The following is an 18635-nucleotide window of genomic DNA, read 5'->3' as shown; positions in this document are numbered from 1 at the left end:
ACTTGAGTCGGTCCTGCTGCGTTTGTCGGAAAGCCGCATCACCCTGATGCTCACATCCCACGGGGCAGCACATGACAAAGTTGTCTTCAGTCCGTCGCAGCTTCTCGCCGCGCGCCGTCACCGCTTTTGCCTTCGCGACAGCATTGCTGACCGTGCCGTTCGCGGCACAGGCCCAGACGCTCGGCTACGCGCCGATCCAGACGCAGGGCTATCCGCAAGACCAGGCGACCTATTCGCAGGGCTATTCGGCTGAGCCGCAAGCCGCCGACGAGGACGCTGCGCTCCCTGACCGGTTCCGCAAGCAGATCGTCAGCTTCGACAGGAGCGAGCCAGCCGGCACTATCGTGATCGATACCGGCAACACCTATCTCTATTACGTGCTCGGCAATGGCCGCGCGATCCGTTACGGCGTCGGCGTCGGCCGCGAAGGCTTTACCTGGGCAGGCGTGCAGAGCGTGACGCGCAAGGCTGAGTGGCCGGATTGGCATCCGCCGGCCGAGATGATCGCGCGCCAGCCCTATCTGCCGCGTTTCGTCGCCGGCGGCCCCGGCAATCCGCTCGGTGCACGCGCGATGTATCTCGGCTCCAGTGAATACCGCATCCACGGCACCAACGATCCCACCACCATCGGCAAGTTCGTCTCCTCCGGCTGCATCCGTCTCACCAACGAGGATGTCAGTGATCTCTTCAGCCGCGTCAATGTCGGCACCAAGGTGGTGGTGCTGCCGAAGAACGCGCCGATCATGGCGAAAGGTGGCGACAAGGGGAGTGATTCTTGGCGCAAGCGCCCGGCCGTGACGACGCTGCCCACAGGCCGGCAGGCGCTGAACATCCCGACGTCGGCCGTGAACTGAAGAAGTTGAGTGAGGTCTCATGACTGGACGTTCGATCAGCAAACTGGCGAGCGGTGCGGCGGCGGTCCTCGCCGCCAGCTCCCTCGGCCTCGCGCTGACGCCATCGGCGCATGCGGAGGATTTCTTCTCGGCCTTGTTCGGCGGCTTCGGAAGGCGGCCGCCGCCGCAAATCCAGATGCCGTTCGCGAATGACGACATGCCGCGCTACGACGCACCGCGCCAGCGGGCTTCCTATGGCGGTGGTACCGCTTATTGCGTGCGCGGTTGCGACGGTCGCTACTTCCCGGCGCAAGGAAATGATGCCGAGAGCAAGGCGAAATCCTGCAAGAGCTTCTGCCCGATGTCGGAGACCTCGCTGGTCTATGGCAGCAATATCGACGACGCGACGACGGAGAAGGGAAAATCCTATTCCGAGCTGCCGAACGCGTTCCGCTATCGCAACGAGCTCGTCACGGGCTGCACCTGCAATGGCAAGGACTCAGTCGGGCTCGCCCAGGTCAAGGCCGAGGACGATCCCACCTTGCGCAAGGGCGACATCGTCGCGAGCAGCGATGGCCTCGTCGTCGCCAGCCGCAACGCAAACGACCGCCGCGGTGTCGCGATGAACTTTTCGCCGCTGCCCGAGTCGGTCCGCGCAAAATTCCGTCAGGTGCCGGTGGTGGCGAAGGAGTAGGGGGCTTCCCTACGCCGCACGTATCTTACCCAGGAAGTCGCTGACCTGCTGACCGAGCTGGCGGCTCTGCGTCTCCAGCGTTTCCGAGGCCTGCTTGACGTTGTCGGCCGCACCCGCTGCGGTATCGGCATCGGCCTTCACACCGGTGATGTTGTCCGAGACGTTCTTGGTGCCCTGCGCCGCATATTGCGTGCTGCGGGTGATCTCCTGCGTCGCCGCGCCCTGCTCCTGCACGGCGGCAGCAATCGCGGTGGCGACTTCGTTGACTTCGCCGATGATGCCGCCGATCGCCTGGATTGCGTTGATGGCATCGCCGGCGACCTTCTGGATGTCGGCGATCTGCTCCGAAATCTCCTCGGTCGCCTTCGCGGTCTGGCTCGCCAGCGACTTCACCTCCGATGCGACCACCGCAAAGCCGCGGCCGGCTTCGCCCGCGCGTGCCGCCTCGATCGTGGCGTTCAGCGCGAGCAGGTTGGTCTGCGCTGCAATCGTGTTGATGAGGCCGACCACCTCGCCGATGCGGCCTGCGGACTGCGCCAGCCCCTGCACGGTGACGTCGGTCTCGCGGGCCTGGTTGACGGCGCGGCTGGCGATGCCCGCGGCATGGGCGGCCTGCTGGCTGATGTCGTTGATCGATGCAGAGAGCTCCTCGGCGGCGGCCGCGACGCTCTCGACGCTGGTGGAGGCCTCGTTGGACGCCTTGCCCGCGATCTCTACGCGCTCATTGGTCTGACGTGACACCGCGGACAGATCGCCTGAGGTCTTGCGCATTTCGCCGGAGGCGTCGCTCAGCTCGCCCAGCGATCTGTGCACCACGCCCTCGAACTCGCCGACATAGGTCTCGATCGCGCGCTGGCGCGCGGCGGCGCCGGCGTTCCGCTCGCGCTCCTGCTCCTCGATCTCGAGCTTGTCGATCGCCTGCTGCTTGAAGGTTTCAAGCGCGCCGGCGAGCGAGCCGATCTCGTCCTGGCGCTCGAGATAGCCGCTGTCGACGCCGAGATCGCCGCCGGCGACCTTGAGCATGGCGTCGCGGATTTTGTGCAGCGGCGTGATCACGCGGCGGCTGACCGCCAGCATGGCAGCACCGGTCAGGATGATTGCGGCAACGAGCAGGGCGGTATTGACGATCAGCCACTGCACGGCGGCCGAGCGCTGCACGGCGGAGTGATCCTTGGCGGCCTGAAGCGCGGCGTCCGCGAGCTTCACCGCGCTCATCATGCGGGGCACCGAATAGGGGCTCCACTGATTGGCGGTCATCGACGGCTTCTCGCCCTTGGCGATCGCCGTGATCACGCCGTCGCGGGTCGCGGCATATTGCGGGTCGAAATAGACCGACTTGGTCTCGGTGATCGCGGCGCTCAGGGCCGGCGGCAGTTGCATGCCCAATGCGGCGAGCTCGATCGCGGTCCAGGCAGTGTCGGTACCGCCGACGAATTTGGTATAGGCGAGCTGCACTTCGGGTGCGATCTTGCCGCTGCCGAGCGCGTTACCGACGAGCTGCGAGGATTCGCCCGCGGTGCTGCGCAGCAGCCAGGCCATCTGCTTGATGGTCAGCAGCTGGTCGATGGTGGCGTCCTGATGGTTGACGCTCGCGACGAGCGCGCCGGCGAGCTTGTCGAGCTGCGCCATCAGAGTGTCCTCGGTCGCGACATATTCCTTGGCAAGCGCCGCGCGGCGCTCGGCGCGCGGCTTGAGCGCCTCGATCCAGAACTCGGCCTGCGCCGCCAGCAGCGTCTTGTTCAGCGTACCGAGCTCGGCGAGGAACGTATCGCGCTGGACGAGGTCAGTCGTGGGCAGGATCTCGAGCGTGCGCGCCAGCGCGGGCATCAGGGCGTCGCGGATCTCGCGGATGTATTTTTCGATGTCCTTGTCCATCGGGACATCGGAGGTGAGCTGGCGGTTGCTGGTCGAGCGGTCGGCCCGGATGTTGGCCATCGCCTTGAACACTTCCGTCGACGCGGCAGAGACCGCCACGATCCGGTTGGCCTGCTGCAGCCGGCCCCAGGAACTCCATGCGCTGATCGAGAAGCCGATGACGACGACGAACGCGGTGGACAGGATCACCGCCTTCAGCAGCGTGGATACGGACAAGCGATTGAGCATAGGACACCCCGGTACGCGTTTCGAAGTTCGTGGCCCGGAACGGCAGCCCCCACGAACTTCGAAACAAAGGGATGCGCGCAATGAACGCGCCTGCCTTAAGGCAGACGCTCGAAGCGCATTTGGCCCGAAAAGGGTAAAAACTTAGACAGTGTTCTTGCCGTATAATTACGGGCGACGCCCCGCAACTTTACGCCGCGCGAATCTTGCCGAGGAAGTCGCTGACCTCATGGCCGAGCTGGCGGCTCTGGCTCTCCAGCATCTCGGAGGCGTGCTTCACGTTGTCGGCAGCGGCTGCGGCAGCGTCTGCATTGGCCTTCACGCCGGTGATGTTGTCCGTGACGTTCTTGGTGCCCTGCGCCGCAAACTGCGTGCTGCGGGTGATTTCCTGGGTCGCCGCGCCCTGCTCCTGCACCGCGGCGGCGATTGCGGTCGCGACTTCGTTCACTTCGCCGATGATGCCGCCGATGGTCTGGATCGCGTTGATGGCGTCGCCCGCGACCTTCTGGATGTCGGCGATCTGCTCGGAGATCTCTTCCGTCGCCTTCGCGGTCTGGCTCGCCAGTGACTTCACTTCGGAGGCGACCACCGCAAAGCCGCGGCCGGCCTCGCCGGCGCGGGCCGCCTCGATCGTGGCGTTGAGCGCCAGCAGATTGGTCTGCTGCGCGATGGTGTTGATCAAGCCGACGACCTCGCCGATGCGGCCGGCCGACTTCTGCAATCCCTGCACGGTGCCGTCGGTCTCGCGCGCCTGGATCACCGCGCGGCTGGCGATGCCTGCCGCATGCGCGGCCTGCTGGCTGATGTCGTTGATCGAGGCGCTGAGCTCTTCGGCGGCCGCGGCGACGCTATCGACGCTCATGGACGCATCGTTCGAAGCCTTGCCGGCCGTCTGGACCCGGTCATTGGTCTGACGCGACACGTTTGAGAGATCGCCTGAGGTCTTGCTCATCTCGCCGGATGCCTCGCTCAGTTCGCCGAGCGTCTTGCGCACAGCGCCCTCGAACTCCCCGACATAAGCCTCGACCGAGCGCTGACGTGCCGCTGCGCCGACGTTGCGTTCGCGCTCGTGCTCCTCGATCTTGAGCTTCTCGGTCGCCTGCTGCTTGAAAGTTTCCAGCGCGCCGGCCAGTGCGCCGATCTCGTCCTGGCGGTCGAGATAGCCGCTGTCGACGGCAAGATCGCCGCCGGCGACCTTCAGCATGGCATCGCGGATGGTATTGAGCGGGGTGATGACGCGGCGGCTGACCAGCATGATGGCACCGGCGGCAAGGCCGATGGCGAGCGCCAGCAGCACCAGCTGCACGATCAGCGCGCGTTGCGCGGCGCTGCGCTGATCCTGCGTATGGGCCTTGGCGGCGTCGAGCGCGCCTTCGGCGACCGCGACCGCGCTTCCCATGCGGCCGACCGTGAGCGGGCTCCACTGGTTGGCGGTCATCTCGGCCTTCTCGCCCTTGACCAGCGCGTCCGCGAGACGGTCGCGCAGCGCCAGATATTGCGGATCGAAATAGGCGGTCTTGGCCGCGGCCATCGCGGAGGCAAGCGTCGGCGGCAGCTGCATGCCGGAGGTCGACAGCTCCAGCGCCTTCCACATCGCGGCCGTGCCACCGACATATTGGGTGTAGTTGTAGCGTGCTTCCGGCGTGATCTTGCCGGCGGCAAGGCCCATCGAGACGATCAGGGAGCCTTCACCGGCGGTGTTGCGCAGCAGCCAGGCGTTCTGCTTGATCGACAGCAACTGGTCGATCTCGGCGTCCTCGTGATTGACGGTGTTGGCGAGGACGTTCGACAGCTTGTCGAGCACGTCGAGCAGGCCCTGCGTCGTCTCCATGTATTCCTTCGGCAGACCCGCGCGGCGTTGGTCCTTGGGTCTTGCGACGTCTTCCCAGAACTGCTTCTGCTCCTCGACCAGCAGCTTGTAGAGCCGCGCGAGCTCGGGCACCATCGTACCCGATTGCGGGAAGTCCATGCTCGGCAGCAGCTCGAGCGCGCGCGCCATCGCAGGCATCTGCGCATCGCGCAAGGCACGCAAATATCGATCGATCTCGGGGTCCAGCGGCTCGGTCGCGTTCAGGAGCCGCGTCGTCGTCGAGCGGTCGGTGCGCAGATTGTGCATCGCCTTGAACAGATCGGCGGAGGCATCGGCGATCGCCGAGATGCGGTTGGCGGTCTTGAGGCGGTCCCAGGATTCGTAGGCGGTGAGCGAGAGCGCAATCACCACACAGACCGACGTGATCGCGATCACCGCCTTCAGCAGCGCGGATACGGTCAGACGATTGAGCATCGAAGTCCCCCCAAAATTCCCATTTCAAAGTTCGTGAAGGGCGCCCGGAAACATCGAAAAACGAGGCGCGCAGATCGGCAATCGCATGCCGTTTGCGGCACAGGGCCCAAACGGTTTCTACATCTGAAACGAAAAGGGTAAAGTTTTAGGCAGGAGGCCGGCCGGTAGAAGTACGGAATTACTAGAAGTTGCAGTGGGTTGCCTGGATGGAACCGCTGCGGGAGATGGGCGTTAGGATACCGTCGTCAATTTGCCTGAAGGGGGCCTTGCGATGTTGGTCGGCGTACTCGTCACCTTTCTCGTCATCATCCTCGTGCTTTATCTCATCAACATGCTGCCGATGGACGGTCGCGCCAAGCAGATCGCGCGCGTGGTCGTCATCATCATTGGCATCGTGTCGTTGCTGAAATACCTCGCGGTGTTCTAGCCCGGACCTGTAGCCCGCATGAGCCGAGCGATATGCGGGGGACAGCTGTCCCGGATGTCGCTTCGGTCATACGGCTACGGTACTGCCAAACAAAAAAGCCCCGGCGTGAGCCGGGGCTTTCGGTGTTCGAACGATCGCAATCAACCCGCCGGCTTCTTAGCCAAGAGCCTACTTAGCCAAGAGCCTTGGCCTCGCGGCGGCGCGCGGTGAGAATGTATTCGGTATAACCGTTCGGCTGCTCGCGCCCCTTGAAGATGAGGTCGCAAGCGGCCTTGAAGGCAACGCCGTCGAAGGCGGGCGCCATCGGCTTGTAGATGGCGTCGCCCGCGTTCTGCTTGTCGACGACGACGGCCATGCGCTTGAGCGACTCCATCACCTGCGCTTCGGTGATGACGCCCTGATGCAGCCAGTTGGCGAGATGCTGGCTGGAGATGCGCAATGTCGCGCGGTCTTCCATCAGGCCGACATCGTGGATGTCAGGCACTTTTGAGCAGCCGACGCCCTGGTCGATCCAGCGCACGACATAGCCCAGAATGCCCTGGCAGTTGTTGTCGATCTCCTGCTTGACGTCGTCAGGTGCCCAGTTCGACTTCGACACCGGAATGGTGAGGATGTCCGAGAGCTTCGCGCGAGGTCCAGCCTTCGTCAGCTCCTGCTGGCGCGCGGTGACGTTGATCTGATGGTAGTGCAGGGCGTGCAGCGTCGCCGCGGTCGGCGAGGGCACCCACGCCGTCGTGGCGCCGGCCTGCGGATGTGCGAGCTTCTGTTGCAGCATGTCCGCCATCTTGTCGGGCGCGGCCCACATGCCCTTGCCGATCTGGGCATGGCCGGGCAGGCCACAGGTCAGGCCCATGTCGACGTTCCAGTCCTCATAGGCCTTGATCCAGGCCTGCGCCTTCATCTCGTTCTTGCGGATCATCGGACCCGCTTCCATCGAGGTGTGGATCTCGTCGCCGGTGCGATCGAGGAAGCCGGTGTTGATGAACATGATGCGCTTGGAGGCGCGCTGGATGCAGGCCTTGAGGTTGACGGTGGTGCGCCGCTCCTCGTCCATGATGCCGACCTTGAGCGTGTTCTCGGGCAAGCCAAGCATCTTCTCGACATGGTCGAAAATCTCGCAGGTCAACGACACCTCGTCGGGGCCGTGCATCTTCGGCTTGACGATATAGCCAGATCCCGTGCGGCTGTTTTTCGTCTTGGAGTTGCCTTTCAAATCATGAATGGCAAGAAGCCCCGAGACGGCGGCATCGAGCAGGCCTTCCGGAATCTCCTCGCCCTTCTCGTCCAGCACCGCGTCGGTGAACATGTGGTGACCGCAATTGCGCATCAGCAGCAGGCTGCGGCCGTGCAGCTTTACTTCGCCCTTGCCGTCAGGCGTCTTGTAGCTGCGGTCGGTGTTGAGCGAACGCGTCAGCGTCTTGCCGCCTTTTTCGAAGTCGGCCGAGAGCGTGCCGTCCATCAGGCCGAGCGTGTTGCGATAGACCAGCACCTTGTCTTCGGCATCGACCGCGGCGACCGAGTCTTCCATGTCGAGAATGGTCGAGACCGCGGACTCCATGATCATGTCGGCGACGCCGGCCGGATCGTCCTTGCCGATCACGCTGCTGCGGTCGATCTTCACCTCGACATGCAGGCCGTTGTTGGCGAGCAGCACTGCGCTCGGCGCGGCCGCATCGCCCTGGAAGCCGGTGAACTGCGCGGCGTTCTTCAGCGCGGTGGCGTTGCCGCTCTTCAGCTTCACCGCGAGCTGGCCCGCGACCACGCTGTAGGCGGTAACATCGGTATGGCTGCCGGTCGCCAGCGGCACGGCGGCATCGAGGAACGCCTTTGCCTTCGCGATCACCTTGTCGCCACGGGCCTTGTTGTAGCCCTTGCCGCTCTCGGCAGCGTCGTGCGGGATCGCGTCGGTGCCGTAGAAGGCGTCATAGAGCGAGCCCCAGCGCGCATTCGCTGCGTTCAGCGCGTAGCGCGCATTAGTGAGGGGCACGACCAGCTGCGGGCCGCAGATCTTGCCGATTTCGTCGTCCACATTGGTGGTCTCGACCTTCTGCGTCGCCGGCTCCGGAACGAGATAGCCGATCTCCTTCAGGAAGGCGGTGTAGGCGTCGAGGTCGAACGCCTTGCCCTTGCTGGCGCGGTGCCAGTCGTCGATCTTGGCCTGCAGCGTGTCGCGCACCGCGAGCAACGCGCGGTTCTTCGGCCCCAACTCCCTGATGATGCCTGCAACGCCGGCCCAGAACGCATCCGGCGCGATCCCTGTTTTCGGGGCCGCTTCCTTGGCGATGAAGTCAAACAGGACGGGAGCGATCTTCAATCCGTGGGCGTCGACGCGTTTCATGATGGTCTTTCTTGTTGGAAATGGCTGTTTTTGGCTGCTTTGACCCGACAGCAGCAAAATGCGCCCATTTGGGGCAGCTTTCGGGGACCTATTAGCCCCAAAATCGGGGCGGTGAGAAGACCCCCGGGGGGTTGTCAAAATGTCAAGGTGAGGTGTGGGGGCGGCACGCGCCGCTGGCATTCCCCGCGACCCGGATACGCCAAGGCTTCGCCGGGGTTGAGGTCTAGGGGCGCCGAAGCTTCAGCGTAGGCGGCAGGCGGGAATCCAGTACGCCGCGGCTTCCCCGTATCCCAACGCCGTCTCTGGAATACTGGGCGGATTCGCCCGGTCAAGCCGGGCGACGACAGCGGGAATGAGGTCGCCCTCAAATATTCGCGGCGAGGTCCACGAGTTCGTCGAACAGCACGCCGGTCGTCTTCAGCATCCGCTCGATTTCGTCGGCCGCGTCCGCAACGGTCCGCGTCGAAGTATCGATCACGAGTTCGGCTGCCTGCGGCGTCTCGTAGTCGTTGCCGATGCCTGTGAAAGAGGCAAGCGCGCCGGCGCGGGCTTTCTTGTAGTGGCCCTTGGGGTCGCGCTCCTCGCAGATTCCGGCCGGCGTTGCGACATGGATCTCGCGGAATGCGGTGTCGGCGATGCGGCGCGCGGCGGCACGGTCCTCGCGGGCGGGCGAGACGGCGGCAACGATCGCGATATGGCCGTTGCGGGCCAGATGCGTCGCGACTTCGGCGAGGCGGCGGATGTTCTCGCTGCGATCGGCCGCAGAGAAGCCGAGATCGCTGTTGAGGCCGGCCCGCACCGTGTCGCCGTCGAGCAGGATCGGCGAGCCGCCATTGGTGAACAGACGCCGCTCCAGCGCCTTCGCCAGTGTCGACTTGCCGGAGGCCGGCAAGCCGGTGAGCCAGACCACGGCGCCGTTGTGGCGATAGCGCGCGGAGCGCTCATCCAGCCGCAGCGCGGATTCCACCGGTACGATGTCGACAGGCACGGCGCGCTGGCCGGCGTCGACCGACAGCACGAGACCGCCGCCGGCGATGCGCCCGGAGACCTCGATCACGAGGCGGCCGGTGCGCGGATTCTCGGTGTAGGGATCGGTCGCGATCGGATTGGACAGGGAGATGTCGATCTCGCCGACATGGTTGCGGCCGATCGCCTTGTTCTCGACACTCGACAGCTCGCCGGGATCGACCGCCTTCTCGATGGCGACGACGGTGGCGCGGCTTTCCTTCGGCCCGCAGCGCACCAGCAGCTGGTCGCCCTTGGCGAGCGGCTTGTCGTGCAGCCAGAAAATGCGCGCACGCAGGCGCCGCGTCTCGCGCGGGGCGGCGTTGGTATGCGCAATGATGTCGCCGCGCTCGATGAACAATTCGCGGTCGAGCGTGATGCCGACCGAGCGGCCCGCGCCCTGACGTCCAGCGACCGGCGTCACCGGCCAGCTCTCGACCGTCTTGATCTTCGCGATCTTGCCGGCCGGCATGATCACGACCTCGTCGCCGGCAATCAGGCTGCCGGATTCGATCCGGCCCGCGACGATGCGGCGGTCGTCGAACTTGTAGATCGCCTGCACCGGCAGCCGCAGCGCCAGCGCTTCCAGCGGCCGCGCCGGTTCGAGCTGGTCGAGCGCTTCGACCACGGTCGGCCCCTTGTACCAGCCGATGCGGTCAGTGCGCTCGGCGACGCCGTCGCCGTCGCGCGCGGAAATCGGGATCACCGCCGTGGGCTTGACGCCGAGGCCCTGCAAATGTGCCGAGATCTCGTCGCTGATCTCGTTGAAGCGATCGGCGGAGAAATCGACCCGGTCCATCTTGTTGACGACGACCGCGACCTGCTTCACGCCGAGCAGATGCAGCAGATAGCCATGCCGCCTGGTCTGGTCGCGCACGCCTTCGAGCGCGTCGATGATCAGCACCGCGCCGTCGGCCTGCGACGCCCCGGTGATCATGTTGCGCAGGAATTCGGCGTGGCCGGGCGCGTCGATCAGCACGATGTCGCGCGAATTGGTGCGGAAGCGGATCTGCGTGGTGTCGATGGTGATGCCCTGGTCGCGCTCGGTCTGGAGCGCGTCGAGCAGGAACGACCATTCGAACGGCATGCCGCGCCGCGCGCTGACGGCCTTGAGCATCTCGAGCTTGCCGTCGGGCAGGCTGCCGGTCTCATGCAGCAGGCGGCCGACCAGCGTCGACTTGCCGTGATCGACATGGCCGACGATGACGATGCGAACCTGCGGACGCGTGGTGCCGTTCGGAGTGGCGGGCGACGCCGGGGTGACGATCATGTTCATATCGCGCTCGCGTCCTTGAAATCAGAGATAGCCGGCGACGCGCAGGCGCTCAAAAGCGTCCTCGGTCTCGTGGTCGAGCGCGCGGCCGGCGCGCTCCGGCACCTTGGTCTGCTCGAGCTCGATGAGGATCTCGTCGATGTTCGACGCGGTCGAAGCAACCGGATTGGTGATGTCCTGATCGCCCAGCGAGCGATAGCGCTTGCCGTTTTGCGAGAGATAGAGCGGGATGATGGGGATGTTCTCGCGCTTGGTGTAGGCCCAGATATCGGACTCGGTCCAATGCAGGATCGGGTGGATGCGTAAGTGAGCGCCCTGCGGCGGCGAGGCATTGAAGTGGTCCCAGAACTCAGGCGGCTGGTCGCGCACGTCCCAATTGCCTTCGAGGCCGCGCGGCGAGAACACGCGCTCCTTCGCGCGGGTGGCTTCCTCGTCGCGGCGGATGCCGGCGATCAGACCGTCAAAGCCGAATTTGCCCAGCGCCATCTTGAGGCCTTCGGTCTTGCGCGCGGCGGAACGGGCGGCGGGCGGCAGCGTTGCGTCGACGGCATCGATGGGCGGGCAGGGCTCGACGCGCAGATCGAGATCCCACTCTTTCCCGTAATGATCGCGAAAGCGGTACATTTCCGGAAACTTCTTGCCGGTATCGACGTGGAGGGCGGGGAACGGCAGCCGGCCGAAAAACGCCTTGCGCGCCAGCCAGATCATGACGTTGGAGTCCTTGCCGAGCGACCACAGCAGGGCGATCTTCTTCAAACGGCCAAAGGCCTCGCGGAAGATGTAGATGCTCTGCGCCTCCAACTGGTCCAGATGGTCCATGCTGGGGGCGGTCAGCCCGAGGGGAATTTGCTCGGAAACGGGGGGGCGGGAGTCCCGTCCATCTGCACCGGAATCGGTCCTGAGAAGATGCATCTCTGCCACTTTGCGTTTGGAGGCGAAAATTCTATAGTTGCGGTGCGGAAGAGAAGAAAAAATTTTCTCTTTGCGCGCTTGAAACGACACATATATAGAAAATAATTCCAGTCAACCCCGGATGTGGGGGAAGCGAGTATCGCATGCGGTTCTTGCCGGTGTTCCTCGATCTCAAGGCCGGTCCGGTGGTCCTCATCGGCGCGGGTGAGCTTTTGCGCGCCAAGCTGCGCGTGCTCGCCGCTGCCGGCGCACGCCTTCGCGTGCATGCGCTCGACGGCAATCATGATCTGGGCCTCAGCTCTGAGGACGCAGCGCGCGTCGAGATCGCGGCCGGCGATCCGCTGATCGCCGATCTCTCGGGTATCATCGGCATCGTCTGCGCCGGCGCGGGCGATGTCGGCATCGCCATGTCAGCTCGCGCCAAGGCGCTGGGCCTGCCTGTCAACGTCATGGACGACCTCGAACATTCCAGCTTCATCTTCCCGGCGATCGTCGATCGCGGCGATGTCGTGGTCGCAGTCGGCACGGGTGGAACCTCGCCGGTGGTGGCGCGGCGCGTGCGCGAGAAGATCGAGGCGCTGCTGCCGGCGCGCATCGGCGAACTCGCCGAGTTCATCGGTGGTTTCCGCAAATCCATCAACGAACGCATCATCGAGTTTCCGCTGCGCCGCCGCTTCTGGGAGCGCGTGATCGACGGTCCGATCGGCGCCGCCGTGCTCGCCGGCCGCAAAAGCGAGGCGGACACTGCGCTCAAGGCGATTGCCGATCCCACGGAATTCGCGCGCGCCGACAAGCCGGAAGGCTCGGTCGCGCTGGTTGGCGCGGGTCCGGGCGATCCTGACCTCCTCACCATCAAGGCGCTGCGCGCGTTGCAGGACGCCGACATCGTCTTCCATGACGAGCTGGTCTCGCCCGAGATCCTCGACCGCATCCGCCGCGACACCACGCGCATTGCGGTCGGCCGCCGCATCGGCAAGCCCGGCATCGGCCAGGACGCCATCAACAAGCGCATGATCGAGGCCGCGCAATCCGGCCAGCGCGTGGTGCGGCTGAAGGGCGGCGATCCCTTCGTGTTCGGCCGCGGCGGCGAAGAGGTGGAAGCCCTGCGCGCAGCCGGTGTTACCTATTCGATCATTCCTGGCATCACCGCGGGTCTCGGCGGCGCCGCCGATTTCGAGGTGCCGCTGACCTACCGTCACGAAGCGACCCGCATCACTTTCCTTACCGCACACAAGGCGCGCGATGCGGAGACGGTGGACTGGTCGACGCTGACCGACACCAAGATGACCGTCGTGGTCTACATGGGCATGACGGCTGCGCCCGCGATCCGCGATGGCCTGTTCGCCGCCGGCCGCTCGCCGGAGACGCCGGTCGGCGTGTTCGCGCGCGTCACGCGGCCGGACGCGCAAGGCGCGATCGGCACGCTGCGCGACCTGCCCGAGCTGGTGCGGCGGACTAATGGTGGCCCCGCCATCCTCATCATCGGCGACGTGGTCCGGCATGCCGGTTCGCTTCGCCGCCAAACACCCAAACAAATCATCTCTGACCTCCTGGATGCTGCCGAATGACCTCCCCACTGCAACAGAAAATCAAGATCGCCGGTCCCTCCATCGTGACCGCCAACCGCACCTGGGACGGCATCGTCGTCTACCGTACCGCCGGCAAGGGCTGGTCGGCGGAACTCGCCGATGCCGCGATCGTGCGCAACTCCGACGAGGCCAAGGCGTTGCTTGCCGAAGCCGTTGCCGATGACGTCGGCGCGATCGGTCCCTATATCGCACCGGTACAGCTTGGCGATGACGGCAAGATCGAGCCGGGCAATCTGCGCGAACAGATCCGCAAGGCCGGCGTCACCATCGAGCTGCCGGCTCAGGGTTAAGGCACGCTTCAATGTATGCTTACGACGAAATCGACCGCACGCTTGTCAACGAGCGCGTCTCGGAATTCCGCGACCAGGTGCAGCGCCGCCTCTCGGGCGAACTCACCGAGGACGAATTCAAGATGCTGCGCCTGCAGAACGGCGTCTATCTGCAACTGCACGCCTACATGTTCCGCGTCGCGATCCCTTATGGAACGCTGGCGTCGAACCAGCTGCGGGCGCTCGCCCATGTCGCGCGCAAATACGACCGCGGTTACGGCCATTTCACCACGCGGCAGAACATCCAGTTCAACTGGATCAAGCTGTCGGACCTGCCGGACGCGCTGGCCGATCTCGCCGAAGTCGGCATCCATGCGATGCAGACCTCCGGCAACAACATGCGCAACGTCACGTCGGACCAGTGGGCCGGCGTCGCGCCCGGCGAGATCGAGGATCCTCGCATCTGGTCGGAGCTGATCCGCCAGCACACCACGCTGCATCCGGAATTCTCGTTCCTGCCGCGCAAGTTCAAGATCGCCATCACCGCGTCGGACCATGACCGCGCCGCGATCAAGGTGCACGATATCGGCCTGCGCCTGATCAAGAACGAGAAGGGCGAAACCGGCTTCGAGGTTCTGGTCGGCGGTGGCCTCGGCCGCACGCCGTTCATCGGCAAGACCATCAAGCACTTCGTCCACGGCCGCGATCTCCTCAGCTATATCGAGGCGATCCTGCGCGTCTACAATCAGTACGGACGCCGCGACAACATCTACAAGGCGCGCATCAAGATCCTGGTGCATGAGCTCGGTATCGAGAAATTCTCGCGCGAGGTCGAGGAGGAGTGGCAGCACCTGCGCAATTCCTCGCTCCAGATCGACGATGAAGTGATCGAGGACATCCGCTCGCGCTTCATCTATCCGGCGTATGAGAAGCTGCCGCACATGCCGGACGAGCTACGGCAGGCCGCGGCCGATCCCGATTTCGAAGCCTGGCGCAAGAACTCGGTCGCGCCGCACAAAAACCCGGGCTATTCCATCGTGACGATCTCGCTCAAGCCGATCGGCGCGCCTCCGGGCGACGCCACGGCCGAGCAGATGGATGCGCTCGCCGATCTCGCCGACAAATATTCCTTCGGTGAGCTTCGCGTCGGCCACGAGCAGAACCTGGCTCTTCCGCATGTCGCCAAGCGCGACCTGCCGGCACTGTGGAAGGCGCTCGACAAGCTCGGCCTCGCAACGCCGAACGTCAATCTGATCACCGACATCATCGCCTGCCCGGGCCTGGATTACTGCTCGCTGGCGAATGCGCGCTCGATCCCGATCGCGCAGGAGCTGACGCGGCGCTTTGCCAACCACGAGCTGGCCAATCTGATCGGCCGTCTCCACATCAACATCTCCGGCTGCATCAATGCCTGCGGCCATCACCATGTCGGCCATATCGGTATTCTCGGCGTCGAGAAGAACGGCGAGGAGATCTACCAGATCACCATCGGCGGCCGTGCCGACGAGAGTGCCGCGCTGGGCAACCTGATCGGCCCCGGCGTCAAGTTCGACGAGGTTGCCGACGTCGTCGAGGACATCGTCGAAGCCTATCTTGCACTGCGCGAGCGGCCGGAGGAGCTGTTCGTCGACACGGTGAAGCGCCTCGGCGTCGAGCCCTTCAAGGAGCGCGTCTATGCCACTCGTTAACGGCGGGAAAATCATCGACGACAGTTTTGTCAAGCTCGCCGTCGACACGCCGCTGCCGGAGAGCGGCGACATCCTGGTGCCGGCCGAGCGCTTCGTGAGCGAAGCCGATGCGCTGCTCAAGCGTGCCGGCAAGATCGGCGTAATCTGGCCGAACAACCGCGACATCGCCGAGCTCGTGCCCTATCTCGGCAAGATAGCTACCGTCGCGCTGGTGTTCCCGAATTTCCGCGACGGACGCGCCTATAGCCAGGCGCGGCTGCTGCGGGAGCGTTACGGCTATCGCGGCGATCTGCGCGCCACTGGCCAGGTGCTGCGCGACCAGTTCGTGTTCATGCTGCGCGCCGGCTTCGATTCCTTCGAGGTCAAGAAGCAGGCCGACGCGGAAGCCTTCATGCAGACCGCCAAGCGTTACTCGGTGTTTTACCAGCCGACCGGCGATGGCCGCATCACGGCGCTGCACCGGCGCATGCAGCTGCGTCACTCCGAAGGTGTCGGCACGTGAACGCCATCGCGTCCCAGGTCTCGTCAACGCCCATCTCTGCGCTGCCTTCAGCGGTGGAGCTCGATCGCGCCTTGCGCGATGCTTCTCCGGCAGAAGTCATCGCCGCGGCGCTGAAGACGGTCGGGCGAGAGAAGCTCGCACTGGTGTCGTCCTTCGGCACGGAATCGGCGACGCTGCTGAAGGTGATGGCGGACGTCGATCCCGCAATCCCCGTGATCTTCCTCGATACCGGCTGGCTGTTCGAGGAGACGCTGGCCTATCGTGACACGCTGATCGAAACGCTGGGTCTCAAGGACGTCCGCTCGATCAAGCCTGCCGAGGAGACGCTGTCGCGCGAGGATGCCGATCGCGACCTCTGGTTCTCCGACCCGGACGCTTGCTGCCGCATTCGCAAGGTCGAGCCGCTGTCGCGCGCGCTAAAACCGTTCGATGCCTGGCTCAACGGCCGCAAGCGCTTTCAGGGCAATGCGCGCACCGACATTCCCGTGGTCGAGGACGACGGCGCGCGGTTGAAGTTCAATCCCTTCGCCAATGTCTCGCGCGAGGAACTCGAAGCGATCTTCGTCCGCGCCAAATTGCCGCGACACCCGCTGGCCGCCTCCGGTTTCCTGTCGGTTGGGTGTATGCCTTGCACGAGCAGAACGGCCGAGGGCGAGGATGAGCGCGCCGGTCGCTGGCGCGGCCGGGCGAAGACAGAATGCGGCATCCACACGATGAAGACTTCGTAGCACATCTGAGCTGCCCCGCTACGAACAAGAAAATCCGGTTCCGTTGACTTGAGCGCGTTTCGCCCTGAGTTATGCCCGCATGCCATCGATGACGCTGAAGTCGTCGAGGTGAATGGAGATGGACATGATGCGCCGTATCGTTCCGCTCGTGGCAGGACTGCTCGTTACGAGTTTCTGGGCAAGCTCGGCTCTGGCCGCTGACATCAATCTGCTGAACGTGTCGTACGATCCCACGCGCGAGCTCTATGCCGAGTTCAACAAGTCGTTCTCGGCCGCCTATCAGAAGGAAACCGGCAAGAGCGTCGAGATCAAGCAGTCGCATGGCGGCAGCGGTTCGCAGGCGCGTAGCGTCATCGACGGATTGCAGGCCGACGTGGTGACGCTCGCGCTCGCCTATGACATCGACGCGATCGCGGCCAAGGGCCTCACCGCGGCCGACTGGCAGAAGCGCCTGCCGCAAAATTCATCACCGTATACGTCGACCATCGTGTTCCTGGTGCGCAAGGGCAACCCCAAGGGCATCAAGGACTGGGACGATCTGCTCAAGCCGGGCGTTGCCGTGATCACGCCGAACCCGAAGACATCGGGCGGTGCGCGCTGGAATTATCTCGCGGCCTGGGGCTTTGCGCAGAAGAAGTACGGCTCGGCCGACAAGGCCAAGGAGTTTATCGGAAAGCTGTTCCAGCAGGTGCCGGTGCTCGACACCGGTGCGCGTGGCGCGACCGTGACCTTCGTCGAGCGCGGCGTTGGCGACGTGCTGCTCGCCTGGGAGAACGAGGCGTATCTCGCCCTGAAGGAATTCGGTCCGGAGAAGTTCCAGATCGTGGCGCCGCCGCTGTCGATCCTGGCTGAGCCGCCTGTTACGATCGTCGACAAGGTTGCCGGCAAAAAGGGCACCCGCAATGTCGCCGACGCCTACCTCCAGTACTGGTACACCAAGGAGGGGCAGGAGATCGCCGCGCGCAACTTCTACCGTCCGCGCGATCCCGAGATCGCTAAAAAGTACGAAAATTCCTTCGCGAAGGTCGAACTATTCACGATCGACGACGTTTTTGGTGGTTGGACCAAGGCTCAGAAGGAGCATTTTGCCGACGGCGGTATCTTTGACCAGATCTACAAGAACTGATCTGGCGCTGTAGCGGGGGGCCTGGTGAGCGCAATCGCAGCACGACGACGGACTCTTCCGGGCTTCGGTCTCACGATGGGACTGACGTTGACCTGGCTGTCCATCATCATCCTGATTCCGCTCGCCGGCCTGTTTCTGAAATCGCTCGAGCTCAGCCCCGAGCAGTTCTGGAACATCCTCTCCAGCCGTCGCACCCTGAACGCGCTCCGGGTTTCCTTTGGGCTCGCTTTCGCGGCGGCCTGCGTCAATCTCGTCATGGGCAGCATCATCGTCTGGGCGCTGGTGCGCTATCGGTTTCCCGGCCGGCGCATCTTCGATGCGATCGTCGACGTGCCCTTCGCGCTGCCGACGGCGGTTGCCGGCGTCGCGCTGACCGCATTGTTTGCCGAGAAGGGTTGGCTCGGCGCGCCGCTCGCGGCGCTCGGCATCAAGGTGGCGTTCACGCCGGTCGGCATCTTCGTCGCCATGATCTTCATTGGCATTCCCTTTGTGGTGCGCACGGTGCAGCCGGTGCTCCAGGATCTCGATCCCGAGATCGAGGAAGCCGCGGGCAGCCTCGGGGCCAGCCGCTGGCAGACCATCATTCGCGTGATCCTGCCCTCGCTCGCACCGGCGCTGCTCACGGGACTTGCGCTCGCCTTTGCCCGTGCGGTCGGCGAATACGGCTCGGTGATCTTCATCGCCGGCAATCTGCCGAATGTCTCCGAGATCGCGCCGCTGCTGATCGTGATCCGGCTCTCGGAGTTCCGCTACGCCGATGCGACCGCCATCGCGGTCGTCATGCTCGTCGTCTCCTTCGTCATCATCTTCGCCGTCAACCGGCTCCAGCGCTGGGCGCAGAGCCGGATTCCGGCGCGCTGAGGGGGA

At 64.6% G+C, this 18635-nt stretch carries 15 protein-coding genes; 10 read left to right on the top strand and 5 right to left on the bottom strand.

What is annotated here, in order from left to right:
• The first annotated feature begins 71 nt into the window (after window positions 1-71).
• The gene (locus tag IVB29_RS31570; RefSeq protein ID WP_247507318.1) at window positions 72-854 is read left to right on the top strand and encodes a L,D-transpeptidase; all 783 of its coding nucleotides are present in this window, start codon (window positions 72-74) and stop codon (window positions 852-854) included.
• Window positions 855-873: 19 nt separating this feature from the next.
• Complete coding sequence (locus IVB29_RS31565; protein WP_247507317.1) at window positions 874-1527, top strand: DUF2865 domain-containing protein; 654 nt, start codon at window positions 874-876, stop codon at window positions 1525-1527.
• 9 nt (window positions 1528-1536) lie between these two features.
• Here IVB29_RS31565 and IVB29_RS31560 read toward each other — a convergent pair whose 3' ends face one another.
• Together IVB29_RS31560 and IVB29_RS31555 are read right to left on the bottom strand one after the other, a co-directional pair.
• Window positions 1537-3630, bottom strand: coding sequence for a methyl-accepting chemotaxis protein (locus IVB29_RS31560; RefSeq protein ID WP_247507316.1), 2094 nt, complete (start codon window positions 3628-3630; stop codon window positions 1537-1539).
• Between the two features lie 187 nt (window positions 3631-3817).
• Window positions 3818-5911, bottom strand: a complete 2094-nt coding sequence (locus IVB29_RS31555) for a methyl-accepting chemotaxis protein (RefSeq protein ID WP_247507315.1) — start codon at window positions 5909-5911, stop codon at window positions 3818-3820.
• A gap of 271 nt (window positions 5912-6182) precedes the next feature.
• Here IVB29_RS31555 and IVB29_RS31550 point away from each other — a divergent pair, with 271 nt between their 5' ends.
• Complete coding sequence (locus tag IVB29_RS31550) at window positions 6183-6338, top strand: Thivi_2564 family membrane protein (protein ID WP_084292245.1); 156 nt, start codon at window positions 6183-6185, stop codon at window positions 6336-6338.
• A 172-nt stretch (window positions 6339-6510) separates the two neighbouring features.
• Here IVB29_RS31550 and IVB29_RS31545 read toward each other — a convergent pair whose 3' ends face one another.
• From IVB29_RS31545 to cysD, 3 genes are all read right to left on the bottom strand, one after another.
• On the bottom strand, window positions 6511-8676 hold the full coding sequence (locus IVB29_RS31545; RefSeq protein WP_247507314.1) for a malate synthase G: 2166 nt from the start codon (window positions 8674-8676) through the stop codon (window positions 6511-6513).
• 364 nt (window positions 8677-9040) lie between these two features.
• Window positions 9041-10957, bottom strand: coding sequence for an adenylyl-sulfate kinase (cysC, locus tag IVB29_RS31540; protein ID WP_247507313.1), 1917 nt, complete (start codon window positions 10955-10957; stop codon window positions 9041-9043).
• A 21-nt stretch (window positions 10958-10978) separates the two neighbouring features.
• Window positions 10979-11773, bottom strand: coding sequence for a sulfate adenylyltransferase subunit CysD (gene cysD / locus IVB29_RS31535; protein ID WP_247507312.1), 795 nt, complete (start codon window positions 11771-11773; stop codon window positions 10979-10981).
• Window positions 11774-12009: 236 nt separating this feature from the next.
• On the opposite strand from cysD, the gene cysG reads away from it, so the two are divergent.
• The 7 genes from cysG (at window position 12010) to cysT (ending at window position 18629) form a co-directional block, all read left to right on the top strand.
• Entirely contained in the window at window positions 12010-13434 is a 1425-nt protein-coding gene (gene cysG, locus IVB29_RS31530; RefSeq protein WP_247507311.1) for a siroheme synthase CysG, read from the top strand.
• Window positions 13431-13745, top strand: a complete 315-nt coding sequence (locus IVB29_RS31525; RefSeq protein WP_247507310.1) for a DUF2849 domain-containing protein — start codon at window positions 13431-13433, stop codon at window positions 13743-13745. The genes cysG and IVB29_RS31525 overlap by 4 nt, the downstream gene beginning before the upstream one ends.
• A gap of 11 nt (window positions 13746-13756) precedes the next feature.
• Entirely contained in the window at window positions 13757-15412 is a 1656-nt protein-coding gene (locus IVB29_RS31520; RefSeq protein ID WP_247507309.1) for a nitrite/sulfite reductase, read from the top strand.
• Complete coding sequence (locus tag IVB29_RS31515) at window positions 15399-15914, top strand: DUF934 domain-containing protein (RefSeq protein ID WP_247507308.1); 516 nt, start codon at window positions 15399-15401, stop codon at window positions 15912-15914. Before IVB29_RS31520 ends, IVB29_RS31515 begins: the two co-directional genes overlap by 14 nt.
• Entirely contained in the window at window positions 15911-16642 is a 732-nt protein-coding gene (locus IVB29_RS31510; protein WP_247507307.1) for a phosphoadenylyl-sulfate reductase, read from the top strand. Before IVB29_RS31515 ends, IVB29_RS31510 begins: the two co-directional genes overlap by 4 nt.
• Before the next feature lie 124 nt (window positions 16643-16766).
• Window positions 16767-17768: a sulfate ABC transporter substrate-binding protein gene (locus IVB29_RS31505; protein ID WP_247507306.1), complete on the top strand. Its 1002-nt coding sequence runs from the start codon at window positions 16767-16769 to the stop codon at window positions 17766-17768.
• Window positions 17769-17843: 75 nt separating this feature from the next.
• The gene (gene cysT, locus IVB29_RS31500) at window positions 17844-18629 is read left to right on the top strand and encodes a sulfate ABC transporter permease subunit CysT (RefSeq protein ID WP_247507680.1); all 786 of its coding nucleotides are present in this window, start codon (window positions 17844-17846) and stop codon (window positions 18627-18629) included.
• Window positions 18630-18635: the final 6 nt, after the last annotated feature.

It is taken from the genome of Bradyrhizobium sp. 1 (assembly GCF_023073315.1).
Classification (GTDB): domain Bacteria; phylum Pseudomonadota; class Alphaproteobacteria; order Rhizobiales; family Xanthobacteraceae; genus Bradyrhizobium.
The sequence above is the reverse complement of the archived record's forward strand: the minus strand, read 5'-3'. Positions and strand labels throughout refer to the sequence as shown.

What these genes read in the sequence shown, in the direction of transcription:
- IVB29_RS31570 (WP_247507318.1), top strand. Translation starts at nt 72, where the DNA reads ATGACAAAGTTGTCTTCAGTCCGTCGCAGCTTCTCGCCGCGCGCCGTC.
- IVB29_RS31565 (WP_247507317.1), top strand. Translation starts at nt 874, where the DNA reads ATGACTGGACGTTCGATCAGCAAACTGGCGAGCGGTGCGGCGGCGGTC.
- IVB29_RS31560 (WP_247507316.1), bottom strand. Translation starts at nt 3,630, where the DNA reads ATGCTCAATCGCTTGTCCGTATCCACGCTGCTGAAGGCGGTGATCCTG.
- IVB29_RS31555 (WP_247507315.1), bottom strand. Translation starts at nt 5,911, where the DNA reads ATGCTCAATCGTCTGACCGTATCCGCGCTGCTGAAGGCGGTGATCGCG.
- IVB29_RS31550 (WP_084292245.1), top strand. Translation starts at nt 6,183, where the DNA reads ATGTTGGTCGGCGTACTCGTCACCTTTCTCGTCATCATCCTCGTGCTT.
- IVB29_RS31545 (WP_247507314.1), bottom strand. Translation starts at nt 8,676, where the DNA reads ATGAAACGCGTCGACGCCCACGGATTGAAGATCGCTCCCGTCCTGTTT.
- cysC (WP_247507313.1), bottom strand. Translation starts at nt 10,957, where the DNA reads ATGAACATGATCGTCACCCCGGCGTCGCCCGCCACTCCGAACGGCACC.
- cysD (WP_247507312.1), bottom strand. Translation starts at nt 11,773, where the DNA reads ATGGACCATCTGGACCAGTTGGAGGCGCAGAGCATCTACATCTTCCGC.
- cysG (WP_247507311.1), top strand. Translation starts at nt 12,010, where the DNA reads ATGCGGTTCTTGCCGGTGTTCCTCGATCTCAAGGCCGGTCCGGTGGTC.
- IVB29_RS31525 (WP_247507310.1), top strand. Translation starts at nt 13,431, where the DNA reads ATGACCTCCCCACTGCAACAGAAAATCAAGATCGCCGGTCCCTCCATC.
- IVB29_RS31520 (WP_247507309.1), top strand. Translation starts at nt 13,757, where the DNA reads ATGTATGCTTACGACGAAATCGACCGCACGCTTGTCAACGAGCGCGTC.
- IVB29_RS31515 (WP_247507308.1), top strand. Translation starts at nt 15,399, where the DNA reads ATGCCACTCGTTAACGGCGGGAAAATCATCGACGACAGTTTTGTCAAG.
- IVB29_RS31505 (WP_247507306.1), top strand. Translation starts at nt 16,767, where the DNA reads ATGATGCGCCGTATCGTTCCGCTCGTGGCAGGACTGCTCGTTACGAGT.
- cysT (WP_247507680.1), top strand. Translation starts at nt 17,844, where the DNA reads ATGGGACTGACGTTGACCTGGCTGTCCATCATCATCCTGATTCCGCTC.